A 14542-nucleotide genomic window follows, 5' to 3' on the forward strand; every position below is an offset into this window, starting at 1 on the left:
TAATGTTTTGAATCTTCTTCATACTACTTGAGCGTTATCGGTGTGTCAAGATCCTTGCTGAATTTGCACGGTTGCCCCGTCTCTAAGTAACGTCTGTCCCCGCACGACAATGCGGTCACCTTCCTGGACACCTTCCACAAGCTCGATCGAATCGCTGGTCTGTTCTCCGGTTTTCACTTCCACTTTCTTTGCGGTCTTGTCGGTTATGCGGTAGACGTACTGTTTCCCGTTTTCCTCAAAAACTGCCTTTCGTGAGACGACGAGAGCATTCGCTGACTGCTGCAAGCCGAACTGGATGTTGACGACCATATCTGCTTTCAGGATCGCCTCCGGGTTGGCAAGGGATATCTCCACGGGATAGGCGCGCAAGTCCTGATTCATGACGGGGCTGATGGCGGTGATCGTTCCCTTCAGGTCTTTTTCCAGGGTGGTGAGCGTGATCGTCACCACGTCACCCTTTTTCACGGTTGACACATCTTGTTCGGATAGATTCGCTTTGGCGATGAGGGGATCTGTATTTACGATCGTCACGACTGCTGATTGCACGGAGGCCATCTCTCCTGCGGAGCCGTGCACCTGCGAGATCGTTCCTGAAATGGGGGCGGTGATCACGGCATAGCCCAGCTCTTCACGTGCGTTCTCCAAAGCGACACGCGCTTGCTCCACCGACGCCTCAGTTACGGCTACTCCTGTTTTCTGCTGGGCGGTCGCAAGCGTCTGCTTTGCATTGTCATAAGTGGTCTGAGCGTTGACCAACGCGGCTTTAGCCTGCTCGAGCTGCTGGGCAGCTACCGCCCCCTGCCCATACAGCTGCGAGATTCGCTCAAAATCGCGCCGGGCGTCCTGCAGCCTCTGTTCGGATGAGACGAGACCGCTCCTGGCTTGCTGCAGACTTTCCCCTGTATTGCTCGCGCTCTGCCGAAGTGAGGCTACGGACAGCTCATAGGCTGCCTGCGCTTGCTTGACGGCACGATTCAGATCGCTCTGATCCAGCGTGAATAATACAGCTCCTGCCTGCACCTTTTGACCGAGCTTCACCTGGATCTGATTGATTTTCCCACTGATTTTTGGCGTGACGGCGACTTCCTCGCTAGGCGCCAGCTTTCCAGTGACACCTGCTCTCGTCCCCACGCTCCCCCGCTTTACGGTATCGATCTGCACGGGCACCACCTTGCCCTCCTCCTGCTTGGGCGGCACCTGCGCCACTTGGCCGCTGCAGCCCCCGACTGCCAGGAGCATCGCCAGCAGCAGCCCGATCCTTGCCTTGTTTCGTAGCATTTCCTTTATCCTCCCTCTGCCGAGCAGACTGCCTTATCGACAGTCATCTCTTAAGTCACCAGCTCGTTTTCGAGCGGCTTTTTCTGCTTGCGTTTACGGTTTTTGAGCTTGCGTCCCAAATCATCGAACCAGGTGTAGACGACCGGAATGAGCACAAGCGTGATCAGCGTGGAGAAAGACAGACCGAAAATCACGACAATCGCCATCGGAGCTTGCGACTCGTTCCCCTCTCCGCCGCCAAACGCGAGCGGCGTGATGGCGAGGATCGTCGCCAGCGATGTCATCAAAATCGGACGAAGCCGCAGGGGCCCAGCATGCAAAATGGCATCGTTGCGCTCCACACCCTTTTTGCGCAGCTGGTTGACGTAATCGATCAATACGATCGCGTTGTTCACGACGATCCCGATCAAGAGGATGTACCCGATCAGGGCCGGCACACTAAGCGGTTTTCCTGTCACCAAAAGTCCGACGACAACGCCGATAAAGGTAGGCGGGATGGAAAACATGATGATGAAAGGAGTAAACAGCGACTCGAATTGACTGGCCATGACCATGTATACGAGAGCGATGGAAAGGATAATCGCAAGGCCGAGACTTCCGAACGATTCCATCATTTCCTTGCTCTGGCCGCCAAACTCGATGCTGTAGCCATCCGGCAATGTCAGTGCGTTTAGTCTCGCCTGAATATCGGTAGAGACGGAATTCAAGTCACGTCCCACGAACTCTCCGGATATTTTCACTTCCCGGGTCTGATTGGACCGCGCAATGACCTGCGGCACTTCCTGGCTGACCACTTCGGCTACCGAGGAAAGAGCGATTTGCGCGCCGCTCGATGTCGATATGCGAAGCTGCTGCAAATAGGTGATGTCATCCTGATACTTTCGCGGCATCATGACGCGGATATCGATCTGATCGTCCCCTGTTTGAAAAGTCGTCATCGTCTGACCGTCAAAGGCGGTGCGCACACTTGCGAGGACCTGACTGGTCGTAAGTCCGTACAGACCGGCATTCGAAGCATGGACGAGCACCTGCAGCTCATGGTTTTTTTCCTCCAGGGAGGAAACGATGTTGCGCGTACCGTCGACCTGCTTCATTTCCCCCGCGATAATCGCGCTGATGTCTTCCAGTACGGCGAGGTCGTCTCCGCGCACCGTCACTTCCAATGGGGCTGTCATCGGGCCACCGGATTGATCCAGCTCCTTCACCTCGATCTCGGGACCTGAGATGTCGGCCAGCTGATTGCGCAGTTGTTCGACGACCTGCTCTGTTGTCACATTGCGTTGCTCCTTTGGCACCAGAGAGACCTGAAGCTGTGCACGGTTGCTCGCACCCGTGGCGATGATCGATGGCCCTCCGGACGAGCCGATGGAGGTATATAATTGCTCGAGCTGCGGCAGCTCCTTGATCCGCGTCTCTACCTCTGCGACGACCTTCTCCGTTTCTCTCAGCAAAGTGCCATTCGGCATTTTGATGGATACGGAAATCTTGCCTTGCTCCAGCTTGGGAATAAATTCCGCACCGACCGCCCCCGACAGAAATACAGCTCCGACGAACAAGGCGAGTGTTGCGGCCAAAACGGTTTTCCGATGCGTGATCGCCCAGCCGAGGAAGCGGCCGTAGCCGCGAGCCAGCTTGAAAAAGCCAATGTTGAACCAGATCATCGGATTGAATCCGCGGTAGCCCTTGCGCGTGTGCTCATCCATGTGCGGTGTCTTTTTCAGCCAGCGCGCACTCAGCATCGGCACCAGAGTCAGGGAAGCCAGCAACGCAGCGATGTGGGAATAGACGACCGTCAAGGCGAGTGGACCAAACAGCTCGGAGGCGAGCCCTTCGACAAAAACGATCGGAGCAAACACGGCGATCTGCGCCAAGGCGGAGGCCATTACGGCTGTACCCACTTCCTTTGAACCGAGCCGTGCCGCTTCCATCATGCTCTTTCCTTGCTCGCGATAACGGAAGATGTTTTCGAGAATGACAACAGCAAAGTCTACGAGGGATCCGAGTCCGAGCGTCAAGCCGGATAGCGAAATGAGGTTGATCGTCTGTCCGGTAAAATACATCAGACAGAAGGTGGCGATAACGGAGATGGGCAAAACGATCGCGATGATGATCATCGAGCGGAAGCTGTTCAGGAACAGGAACAGCACGAGGATGGAAAACAATCCGCCGACAAGCGCATGTTCTCCCACGGTGTAGATGGAATCCTTGATGAATTGGGACGAATCGAGAATGGTGGTGATTTTGACGTTTTTCGGCAAGGCATTTTGGAGCTGTGCAAGCTCTGCCTTCACTTCGTCAGCGACTTCGATTGTATTGCCGCCCGAAGCCTTTGTGACGCTGAGGCCAACACTCGTCTTACCGTCCAAATACGTTTTCTGGGTGATTTCCTTGTATGTATCCGTTATGGTCGCCAGATTTTTCAGCGCGATGGTGCCGCCTGCCAGCCGTATGGGAGTCTCCCCAATATCCTGGACACTGCTGTACTCTCCGTCCACCCGGATGGAAAGCTTGGTGTCCCCCTCGCGGACACTTCCCGATGTGCCGGAGATGTTGGTTGCTTGCAAGGCTTGCTGGACCTGCTCGAGACCGATGCCGTACGCCGCAATCCGGTCCGGATCCAGCACGACTTCGATCACTCTGTCCTCTCCGCCGGACACGCCGACAGAGGCGATTCCGTCGATCCTCTCCAATCTGGGCTTGATCACGTCCTCAGCCAGAGACTTCAGCTTGGCGATTTCACTTTCCCCCGTGACAGACAACGTCATGATCGGCTCGCTGTTCGGATCGATTTTAATAATCCGGGGCGCGTTTGCATTGTCCGGCAGTCGTCCTCGCACCTGGTCTACTTTGTCTCTCATGTTCAAGGTAGCCTGGTCCATGTCCGTACCCCAGTTGAATTGCAGGATGACCTGCGAAGCGCCCTCCGCTGAGTTGGACATGATCTTGTCGACGCGCGCGACCGTTCCGAGCGCTTCCTCAATCGGCTTCGTCACGAGCTTTTCGACCTCTGCCGGCGTACTTCCTTCCACCGTCGTGACGACTACGGCGACCGGCAGATTCAGCTCAGGGTACAGCTCGACAGCCAGTTTGGGCAGGGAGACAAAGCCAAAGATGAGCAAAGCTATGGCCATCATGAAAATCGTGACAGGACGTTGAATCGAAAAACGTGAAAGGTTCATCTCGCATCACTTCCTCCCTTTTTCGGAAACGACTGTTGCCGCGCTTCGAGATGTCTGGTCAAAAGCAGCAGGGACGCTGACGCCCTCTCCACTTCTGACGCCGTCATGGATGCGAACAAATCAGGGAAATACTCATCTCGCATGAACGGAATCCGCTGCTGGATCGCCTCTACCGAATCGGCAAGCACGACCCAGACCATGCGCCTGTCACGGGTGTCGCGCGCACGCAGCACAAAGCCATTTCGCTCGAGCCGATCGACGATTCCGGACACCGTGCTGTAGGACAGATCGATCAAGCGACTGATTTCACCGATCGTCTTTTTCCCCTGCATCACCGGTCCCAGAACGAACATCTGCGGGACGGTCATCCCGCATGCAGCCAGCTCCTGTGCGAGTAGATCCAGATACACTTTGTTCATGTACATCAGGTGCGTTGTCAGCAGCTTCTTGTCGTCCATGGCATACACTCCAAATAATTTCTCGTTGCGAAATAATTATGTCACGCTGGAATATTTCGCATCAAGAAATATCGTTTGTGAAAAGCGACGCAAGTTTCGACAAGCGACTGGACAAGCGGCCCGCTCTCTTTCCCCCTCCGCTCCCCTTTTGCATGCTATAATAAAAAGTGACATCGTCACGGAGGACATGCCATGACCACCATGCCTTTATCACTGATTCTGATTGGATCCGCCCCCGAATTGCAGCGGACGCTTCTGGATTGGAAACAGCTCGGTGCCATCAACCTCATCGGAGTATGGGACCCGCATTCGCCCGATGCCATTTCTTGTGAATCGCTGACTCCGAGTGCGGAACAACCCGTTGATCTGATCCTGGTGGCGAATAAAGAGAGGGAATATTTAGATAAAATCTCGGATTTTCAGCAGGAGCGCACTCTTGTCATCGATTTCCACACCTTTTGGATCCTGGAGCTCCTCGTAGAAAAAACACTGGACCTTCAGGCTTTATCCAAAAGTGAGCAGCTTTTTCAAACGATATCGAAATACTCCCATGAAGGCATCCAGTTCGTAGATGCACAAGGAATCGTTCAGTATGTCAATCCTTCTTTCTCGAGAATCACGAATGTTTCGCCGGAAGAGCGGATTGGAAAGAGCATTTTTGACGTGTCCCCCAATGGAGCACTCGCACAAGTGCTGAAAACGAGGGCCCCGGTCATTGGCTGGAAGTCTACGAGCCATGGATCGAATGTGGAAACCATCTCGAATGCTGCCCCCATAACGGTAGAGGGTGAATTTCGCGGTGCTGTCACGACCTTTCAAGACATTACCGAGATCAAGCATCTGTCCATGGAACTGCAGCAGCGGGATCTGGAAATTAGCTCGCTGCACGATCACCTGCGCCAGGTCCACATCCCCCGCTATACGTTTCAGGATATCATCGGGGAGAGCAAATCCATTCAACGGACGATCGAGATAGCCAAAAAGGCTGCACGCACACGCTCGACCGTCCTCATCACGGGCGAAAGCGGAACGGGCAAGGAACTGTTTGCTCATGCCATTCATGCCAGCAGCTCCTTTCATCAAAAACCGTTCGTCGCCGTCAATTGCGCAGCCATACCCGCCTCCCTGCTCGAAAGCGAATTATTCGGCTATGAAAAAGGAGCCTTCACCCACGCGACCAAGCAAAAAATCGGAAAGATCGAGCTGGCAAACGAGGGTACCTTGTTTCTCGATGAAGTCGGGGATATGAGTCCCCAGCTGCAGGCGAAATTGCTGCGGGTGCTGCAGTCCAAGGAATTCGAGCGAGTCGGGGGACTTGCGACGATCAAAGTGAATGTACGTATCATTGCGGCTACGAATCACAATCTTCAACAATTGGTCGAGGAAGGAGCCTTTCGCGAGGATTTGTACTACAGACTTCATGTCATCCGACTGGAGACTCCCCCGCTGCGCGATCGAATTGAGGACCTCCCTGCTCTCGTGCAGGCGTTGATGGAGAGAATCGGTAGTCGGCTCGGTCTTAGCCCCATGGCGTTGACAAACAAGGGGACCGGGCTGCTGTCGGATTATCACTGGCCGGGCAATATCCGGGAGCTGGAAAACGTCCTGGAGCGGCTCATGAATGAAAGCACCTCCTCGGTCATTCCGGATTCGCTGGTCCGCATGCACATGAATAAACTCCTGGGCACTTTGAGCGCCTCCCATGCGGCAGGTCAGGCAGCTCTCTCCGGCACCGATATCCTCCCGCTGCGTGTCATGGAGCGCGAGCAAATCAACAGGGCGCTCTCCAAGTACGGCACCTCGCTTGCAGGCAAGAAAAAGGCGGCCAACAGCCTGGGCATATCCATCGCCACTCTCTACAACAAAATCAAGGAGTATCGCTTGCAGGAGGGATGATTGACCATCGCAGCGATGAAACGGTATGAAAAAAACGCTTGCCCCAAAGAGGACGAGCGTTTTTTGCTTTCGTCTATTCCTGACAATCAGAGAGCATGTGCATCCGCGGAGGGGTCCCGATGGTGCTTGGTCGGCAGCACGAGCGAGACGAGGACGGTCAAAATCGTCGAGATCAGAATCCCCCACAGGATGCCGATAGCGACCGAGCAGATGGCGCCCGATAACAGGCCCACCCGGGCTCCCCAGGCGGAAACTCCGCTGTTTTGCATGCCCATTTGGAACGCCTCCCGCCTCCGCCGCTTCCAGAGCAAGCCGACAAGCAGGACAGGAATCACACCGCCGCCTGCCATCGTGTACGCCATCGAGAAAAGACCGATGATGGAGGATGCCCAGAGCGCGGCAGCAACCGCAAACACGCCGACCACCAGGACACACCACCGCGTGAACCTGACGTACTGCGCGTCTGTCTTCCCGGGAACATAAGGGATCACCAGATCGTTGATGATGACGACCGCCGCTGAGTGAAGGGTAGAAGCCGCGCTGGAAATCGCAGCCAAAAAGATCAGGGTAAAGAAGATGAGTGCTGCCGTGACGGTCATTTCTTCCATGATGAGCCAAGGCATGGATTGATTTGGATCGAGGTTGGGATTTTGAATCTTGGAGACCAGTCCCGCTATCGTCGCCAGACAGGTGAACACGATGGCGACGATCCCGCTGTACAGCATGGCACGACTGGCTGCTTTTGGTTTATCGGCGGCAAAACAGCGCTGCCAGTATACCTGCGCTGCCAAGATCCCGAAGCACCCTGTGATGAACAAAGTCGCCACTTCCGTGAACGACATATGGAATTCGGCGAGATGGCCTGCCCCTATTTCGTTCAGCTTGGTTTGCAGGGTGGAAAAACTGAAGTCGATTTTGGCAAATACCTGTATGTAAAACCAAACCGCAAGCCCGATAATGAGCCCGCCCTGGATCAACTCCGTCCAGACAACGGAATAGATCCCCCCCACTGTCGTGTACAAAATGAAGACGACGGAAAAGACCAGAATCATGGCCAGTGGATTCGTCCCTGTAAAGGCAGCAAACAAGTCTCCCATTCCCTTGGCTTGACCACCGATCCAGGCGATCATGATGCTAGCGGTCAAAATACCGATCAACGCGCGGGAGAATTTGTCTCGCAAAAGCAGGTCATCCATCATTTCGGCGATGGAATGGTACGTGAATCTCGCAGCAAATCCGGCAAATACCAGCGCAAAGAGAATTTTGGCACCTTGCTCCCCAACGACAAACGGGATATTCGCGATGCCGATATCATAGCCCTTTGCCGCGTGCCCCACGAAGTTTCCCACACCCATGATCGTGGCGATGTCGGTGAAAAGAATCAGAAAGAATGGCAGCGTCCCTCCGGCGATCGCAAAATGCGCGAAACTGGTATCTGCCTTTTCTTTAAAACGAAACGACAGAATTAAGAAGAAGAGACACATGACAATGGTGATCATCCACGTCCACGTTGCCAAGCTCATTGCTTTTCCCCCTTTAGCTTTTTGCTGTCACTCCATCGCATCTCTCTTTCCTTACATGTCCCCAAGCAGGACGGGTCTGACGGGAGCCTGTGCTCGTTGGAGCGGAGCAGGCTGTCCGGTTTCACGTTCAATCAGCTCGTTGATCACTCGTTGACAGACCCGCCCTTGGCAATAGCCCATTCCTGCTCGATTTCGCTTTTTCACACCGGGCACGGCGCTTGCCCCTTCCAGAATCGAGGCCAGGATTTCGGAGTAACGCACTCCCTCGCAACGACAAATGATTACATCCTCCAAGCCTCGTCACCCTCCTTCGAAAGCCAGGCTTCCCGCCACAGCCTCTCCATTTTGGCGAGTCCTTGCTCGACATCCGGCAAAAATCGGATGGGTGACAGTGCCCTTGCTCGTTTGACCGCCTGAATGGCTTCCTCTTTTGGTAGCGTGGGCGATTTTCCCATTGCCTGGGCAATCGATACAGCAGCCAGCTTCCCCTGAGCCATCGCCACTTTCGCCCCCTCGATCCCCGTGATGTTCCCCGCCACGTACAGGCCATCTGCGGTGGTGCTCAGATCACTTCCGTACAGCGGAACCACGCCGCCCAGCTCAGGCACCTGCACAAGCGAGCATCCTGCCACTTGCGCCAGCTCGATGAGAGGATACAAGCCAGCAGAAAGACAGACGGCATCTACTTCGACTCTCTCCTCACGCCCTGTCGGCACGCCGTTTGCAGAAACGGATTGAAGAATGACTGCCTCGACAGATTCCTCGCCTTCGATTCTCGCCACAGCTTTACGGATGTCCACCGGTATCCCCTCGATCTGGAGAAGCGGCCAGCGCAAAGCGTGAACAGCCATTTTGCCCAAACGCCCCCCAGCAAGCCGTCCCATCAGCCTTAGCAAGGGATTGGGTGCCAGATCCGCAGCCTTTGCCAGCTGAGACAGCGCATGGCTGGGGGAGGAGAGCTTTTCAGTCATCGGCGAACGAGGTGCCATGGCTACCCCAACGACGTTCACTCCCGCGTGCTTCATTTCCAAAGCTACGGATATCGCGAGCGGATCCACACCGACGACCATCACGCTTTTTCCGATAGCGACATGATGCAAATTCGTAAAAGTCTGCGCAGCACCTACACTGACGACGCCGGGAAGCGTCCAACCAGGCATCGGCAGCGCCCGCTCTGCTGCCCCTGTGGCCAAAAGCACCGCCTTGGCGTGCACCGTTTTTTCGTCAGCCCCGCCCAGCTCGATTTTCCATCCAGGGCTGACCGACCATACCGTCACCCCGCATCGAATCTCTACCTGCCGTTTCCTCGCTTGCTCGACCAGCTCCAAAGCTAACTTCATGCCGTCCCATTCCCGCTCCGTTTCAGGTGCTTTGGGATCCTCATATCGCTGCCCCAAGAGACGACCGCCCGGCCGATAATATTCATCGAGAATGACGACAGATAGTCCGGATTCTGCCAATTCGATGGAAGCTGCCAGGCCAGCTGGACCTGATCCGATGATCGCTACATCTACGTTCATCTCTCACGCCCCCTCGATGTGCCAATCAGACGAAGATGAGACCGATGTTCCCCGGCTCAGTGGAGTCATGCAGGTGCGCACATTGGCAACCCCATCTACTTGGGCCCGGCATTCGTAGCAATGACCGATGCCGCAATAGACTCCTCGCGGCTGTGCAGTTGCCCCGCAGCTGCGAATCGTCTTGATTCCGCATGCCCACAAGGCTACTGCGATCGGTTCTCCCTCGTAACCCATCACTTGCTGTCCATTAAAAGTAAACGCGATTTGCTCCCGTTTTTCTGATGATTCTGCAACGGGGAGGCGAAAATTTGCCGCCATGATGAGCACTCTCCTTTTAAACCGGAACGGTGGATGTAAATCGGGATAACAGGAATGGACGAATGTCATGACTGGCTTCTCGGCCGCACACGATCTCTGCCATGATTTTTCCGGTGATGGGGCAAAGAGCCACTCCATCTCCCTCGTGTCCGGCAGCAATATACAGCCCCGGCCATTTCTCGATCGGCCCCAGAATGGGTTTGCCGTCAGGTGTATATGGGCGCAGACCAGAAAAAACACGCAATATTCGAACACTTCTTAGCGCGGGAAACACTCTCGCCGCACACTGGTTGATCGCCCTCGTCACTTCTACGCTCGTCCTGGTATCATACCCTGCAAATTCACGCGAGCCTCCGATAAGCAAGTTGCCGCTGTTCGTCTGGCCAAAGGAAAGTCCTACACCCGCCGCTGGGGAAGCCGTGCTTTCTTTTGATTTCGGAGTCATTTTGGCAGTGATGTACGATCCGCCGAGGATGTTACAGGCGACAAAAGCAGGCAGCTGCTCCGACACGAGGATTTGCCCTTTTCGCGGCAGGATGGGGATGTCGAGATTCAGTGATTTCAACAGGAGCGGAGTCCAGACACCCATCGCCATGACGACTGCATCGGCGTATATCTTTTCCCCCTCACACTCCACACCTACCACGCGATCCCGCTCTGTAAGGATCCTGCTCACTCGCTTCCCCAGACAGAGTGTGGCGCCGCGCCTTTGGGCCGCCCGCACCATCGAAAAGGATACGTGCAAGGGGTTCACCTCGGCATCGTGGTCCCACCAGGTCGTGCCCAGAATATGATCCGCCAAGCCGGGCTGTCGCAGGCGTGCCTCGTCTCTCGAGAGCAGCTGAACATCCAGTCCCGCTTGCCGCTGCCGCGCCACCAGCTGATGGATCGCCTCCCGCTCCTCTTCTGTCTCAAACAGAATCATTCCGCCCCCTTCCCGATACTCCAGGTCTGCCTCCAGCTCTTCCTCGAGACCTTTGTACAGAGCAGCACTCTGCAGGGCCAGCTCAAGCAGAGGACCAGGCTTTTTGGATTGCATCATGATGGCCTTGTCACAAGCACCCGAAGTACCTGAGGCAATGTCCTTTGCTTCGATCAAGGTAACGTCTGCCCCCTGTTTGGAAAGGTAGTAGGTCGTAGCTGCCCCGATCAGTCCTCCGCCGACGACGATCACTTTCTGCTTCATTTCCGCTGCCTCCTGTTACCGTGATTAGCCGTAGTGAAGCCTATACAGCAAATATGATGCCAACGAATGTCATTCATCCAGAGCGCCTCGGACTCGCAGGGAAAACGTGAGAAAATCCAGAAAACGATTCGAAAAAAACCAATGTCCCGAGCAAAAGTTACGAAATCAGGAGGATCAGTCCCTGTTCTGTTTTTTAGAATATTCTACCGTTTAGAAATGTAGCGGAGACCGTTACTTCAGCGCGAGATGGAAGCTGAAGCTCGTCTCCCCCTTTTTCCTTCTAAAAAATAGAACTTCTTTCCCTCAAGCACCCACCGTGACTTTCGCTTTCGGCTTCTCTTTCCTTCCTGTCAGAAACACCCCTCCGACGATGAAGACCATACCGACAAGCAGGTTCCATGTAATCTCCTCATTGAGTAGCGTATAGCCCCACACAAACGCGGTGATGGGAATCAGATACGTCACGAGCGAGGCGATTTCCGGTCCGCCTTTCTGCACGAGATAGTAATAGAGGATGTAGGCGACACCCGATCCGAATACGCCGAGTCCAATCAATGAGGCGACTGTACTGGCCGAAGCAAAGCCAGAGAAGGAAAAGGACTCTGTCATGAGTGCGAGCCCGCCGCTCCCGATCATGCTGCTAAGCAAGGTCCCAAACGTGATCTGATACATGGACAGGTTACCAGGAAGCCGCTTGGACAGCTGACCACCGATCGCATAGGCGCAGGTCGCCCCCATCATGCAGACAAAACCGAGCAAATCGACAGACACCAGGGAGACGGGATTCACGTCGAGCAAAACAATAATTCCACAAAACGCAATCAGCATGCCGAGCCATTGCATCCGTCCTGAAACGGCCTTGAAAAAGAGCATGCCGATCGCCAGCGTCCACAGCGGAGTGGTCGCATTGAGAACGGAAGCCATCGTGCTCGTCAATCTCGTTTCGCTGAATGCGATGAGGGACCACGGGATCGCCGTGTTGATCAAAGCCATGATGATCATGGGAACCCAGGAAATATGCCTGAACCCGATCGGCTTCTTCAGACTGAGCATGACCAACGTGATGGTGATCAAGCCGAGTGCAGACCGCATAAATGCGATGGTCCAAGGTCCGAAATCATGGAGTAAGATCTTGAGAAAGAAAAATGATCCGCCCCAGATCAGACTGAGCAGCGTGAGTACCAGAAACAACGATCGAGACACGTAAATCCCTTCCTTCTTCGTTTTCATCCTTTTGCCGCACGTTCATGCCTGTATTCTAACAGGGCTTTGATTCTTCCACCATCGAAGTTTGCCTGCCAAATAAAAAAAGACGCACAGGGCGTCTTTTACTTTTCGATGGTGGTGGCAACCACCCGTCGTTTGTGATTCTGAAAGGAGCTGTGCAAAACGAAAAAGGCAACGGAGGTGAGCGATAGGCCAGCCATGATGTAGAGCAGCCCTTGCGCCTCAAACGTCTGGAAAATAAAAGCCCCAAGCAATGGCCCGAGCATGCGGCCCGCGGAGCCGGTGCCGGATACCAGCCCTTGGATAAAGCCTTCCTGTCCTGCCGGGGTAAACTCAGCGGCTACCGTAGGAACGGCTGGCCAGACGAGCATCTCCCCGATCGTCATGACAAACATCGCGATGAAAAACCCAGCGTACGCAGTTGTTTGAGACAAGATCAGCATCGATAAGGCAAAAACATAGGTGCCGAGCAGCATCTGCGCCTTCAGCGTCCGGGCAAAGTGCTTGATGACCCACGAAATGAGCGGCTGGCCAAACAAGATCAAAGCTCCATTGAGTGTCCAGAGCAAGCTGTACTGACGCAGGGAAATGCCTAGAGACTGCATGTAGGTCGACAGTACCGTCGTCCATTGGACATAGACGATCCAGCTGATCAAGAGTCCCGCACACAAGAGCACCAGTGCGCCCCAGATCACTTTTTTCGGTGAAGCAGGCGAGAGCGTCGCATTCTGGGCGGATGCTTCCGTCTGAGCTGTTCGTGCAGCTGGAGCCTGCTCAATCGCTTTCAAGTGGCGCGGCAAAATGAGCACGAACATCGCGAACACGACGACCTGGGCTATGGCGTTTCCAAAAAACGTCCAGGAAAACGAGACGCTTGCCAAGATGCCTCCAAGCGCAGAGCCTGCTGCTACCCCCGCGTTCAGTGCCACGTAAATGAGATTGATGGCTCGGCGGCCGCCTTCTGGCCACATGACGACAGCGAGCGCATTCATGACCGGAGACAGGGTTCCGTAAAACAGTCCGTTGAGCAGCAGGAGAATCGTGTACACCGTGAAGTCCGTTGTAAAACCGAGACAAACCGAAATGACGATGATGCCCAATGACGAAAAAATGATGGTCTTCATTTTGCCCCAGCGGTCGAACAGCATCCCGCCAGCCAAGCTTCCGATGAGGAAAGCTCCCTGGTTAAGCAACAGTAAAAAGCCAGCAACGGTCAGCGGCTTTCCCAAATAGTCGTGAATATAGATGGTGACGAGCGGCCAAATACAAGCCATGCCGGTAGAAAAAATGATGGCAGCAACCGCCAAAAGACGAATGCTGCTCGGATAGGATTTCCATGTCTGTCCCATTGGTTAGTTCTCTCCCCGCCGGAAGTCCCCACTTTTTCCGCCTGTTTTCAGGAGCAGGCTGGTCGGACCGATGACCATTTCCTTGTCCATCGCCTTGCACATGTCGTATACGGTCAGCGCAGCGACACTCACCGCCGTCAACGCCTCCATCTCTACCCCCGTTTTACCTGTCGTTTTGACAGCCGCTTCGAGCTCGAGCGTCACATCATCGGCAAAGGTAAAGCGAATATCGATTCCCGTCAGCGGCAACGGATGACACATCGGAATGATGTCCCACGTTTTTTTGGCAGCCATCACACCAGCTACCTGAGCAACAGCCAGCACATCCCCTTTCTCCACTCGCCCTTCGCGGATGCGAGTCAATGTTTCCGGCTTCATGATGATTTTGCTGTGGGCTACGGCTTCACGTTTGGTGATGTCTTTTTCCGATACGTCTACCATGCGGGCGCGGTTTTGTTCATTAAAGTGAGTCAACTGGTCGCTCATGCTAGGCCTCCAAAAATAAGCGAAAATACGGATGAATGCCGATTTTCGCTCCATTCGATCGATATGATCCTCTATCCTCTACCTTACTCTGGCTCCCGTATAAAATCAATCAGAATGTAAAG

Annotated in this window: 12 protein-coding genes; 1 reads left to right on the forward strand and 11 read right to left on the reverse strand. The window is 54.5% G+C overall.

From position 1 onward, the window contains the following. Nucleotides 1–45 precede the first annotated feature (45 nt). From JNE38_RS21785 to JNE38_RS21795, 3 genes are read right to left on the reverse strand one after another with little or no spacing between them, the layout of a single operon-like run. Nucleotides 46–1278, reverse strand: coding sequence for an efflux RND transporter periplasmic adaptor subunit (locus JNE38_RS21785; RefSeq protein WP_203353230.1), 1233 nt, complete (start codon nucleotides 1276–1278; stop codon nucleotides 46–48). Nucleotides 1279–1328: 50 nt separating this feature from the next. Next, nucleotides 1329–4457: an efflux RND transporter permease subunit gene (locus JNE38_RS21790; protein ID WP_203353231.1), complete on the reverse strand. Its 3129-nt coding sequence runs from the start codon at nucleotides 4455–4457 to the stop codon at nucleotides 1329–1331. Further along, a complete protein-coding gene (locus JNE38_RS21795; protein ID WP_203353232.1) occupies nucleotides 4454–4915 on the reverse strand; it encodes a MarR family winged helix-turn-helix transcriptional regulator in 462 nt (153 codons plus the stop codon). Before JNE38_RS21795 ends, JNE38_RS21790 begins: the two co-directional genes overlap by 4 nt. Before the next feature lie 192 nt (nucleotides 4916–5107). Here JNE38_RS21795 and JNE38_RS21800 point away from each other — a divergent pair, with 192 nt between their 5' ends. Next, complete coding sequence (locus JNE38_RS21800; RefSeq protein WP_203353233.1) at nucleotides 5108–6811, forward strand: sigma-54 interaction domain-containing protein; 1704 nt, start codon at nucleotides 5108–5110, stop codon at nucleotides 6809–6811. A gap of 86 nt (nucleotides 6812–6897) precedes the next feature. Here the strand turns inward: JNE38_RS21800 and JNE38_RS21805 are convergent, their stop codons facing one another. The 8 genes from JNE38_RS21805 to moaC all read right to left on the reverse strand — a co-directional run bounded on the left by JNE38_RS21805 (nucleotide 6898) and on the right by moaC (nucleotide 14420). Further along, entirely contained in the window at nucleotides 6898–8334 is a 1437-nt protein-coding gene (locus JNE38_RS21805; RefSeq protein WP_203353234.1) for a sodium:solute symporter family protein, read from the reverse strand. A gap of 51 nt (nucleotides 8335–8385) precedes the next feature. Beyond that, nucleotides 8386–8628, reverse strand: coding sequence for a (2Fe-2S)-binding protein (locus JNE38_RS21810; protein WP_203353235.1), 243 nt, complete (start codon nucleotides 8626–8628; stop codon nucleotides 8386–8388). Next, nucleotides 8616–9854 (reverse strand): NAD(P)/FAD-dependent oxidoreductase, encoded by a 1239-nt coding sequence (locus JNE38_RS21815; protein ID WP_203353236.1) that lies wholly within the window; start codon nucleotides 9852–9854, stop codon nucleotides 8616–8618. The genes JNE38_RS21810 and JNE38_RS21815 overlap by 13 nt, the downstream gene beginning before the upstream one ends. Nucleotides 9855–9857: 3 nt before the next feature. Beyond that, a complete protein-coding gene (locus JNE38_RS21820) occupies nucleotides 9858–10172 on the reverse strand; it encodes a (2Fe-2S)-binding protein (RefSeq protein ID WP_203353237.1) in 315 nt (104 codons plus the stop codon). A gap of 16 nt (nucleotides 10173–10188) precedes the next feature. Then, nucleotides 10189–11358, reverse strand: coding sequence for an NAD(P)/FAD-dependent oxidoreductase (locus tag JNE38_RS21825; protein ID WP_203353238.1), 1170 nt, complete (start codon nucleotides 11356–11358; stop codon nucleotides 10189–10191). Between the two features lie 303 nt (nucleotides 11359–11661). After that, nucleotides 11662–12561 carry a DMT family transporter gene (locus JNE38_RS21830; protein ID WP_203353239.1) on the reverse strand — a complete coding sequence of 300 codons (900 nt, stop codon included), beginning with the start codon at nucleotides 12559–12561 and terminating at the stop codon, nucleotides 11662–11664. A gap of 125 nt (nucleotides 12562–12686) precedes the next feature. Continuing rightward, nucleotides 12687–13934 (reverse strand): MFS transporter, encoded by a 1248-nt coding sequence (locus JNE38_RS21835; protein ID WP_203353240.1) that lies wholly within the window; start codon nucleotides 13932–13934, stop codon nucleotides 12687–12689. A 3-nt stretch (nucleotides 13935–13937) separates the two neighbouring features. Next, the gene (gene moaC, locus JNE38_RS21840) at nucleotides 13938–14420 is read right to left on the reverse strand and encodes a cyclic pyranopterin monophosphate synthase MoaC (RefSeq protein WP_203353241.1); all 483 of its coding nucleotides are present in this window, start codon (nucleotides 14418–14420) and stop codon (nucleotides 13938–13940) included. Nucleotides 14421–14542 lie beyond the last annotated feature (122 nt).

Origin of the sequence: Brevibacillus choshinensis, from assembly GCF_016811915.1 — a bacterium.
Classification (GTDB): domain Bacteria; phylum Bacillota; class Bacilli; order Brevibacillales; family Brevibacillaceae; genus Brevibacillus; species Brevibacillus choshinensis_A.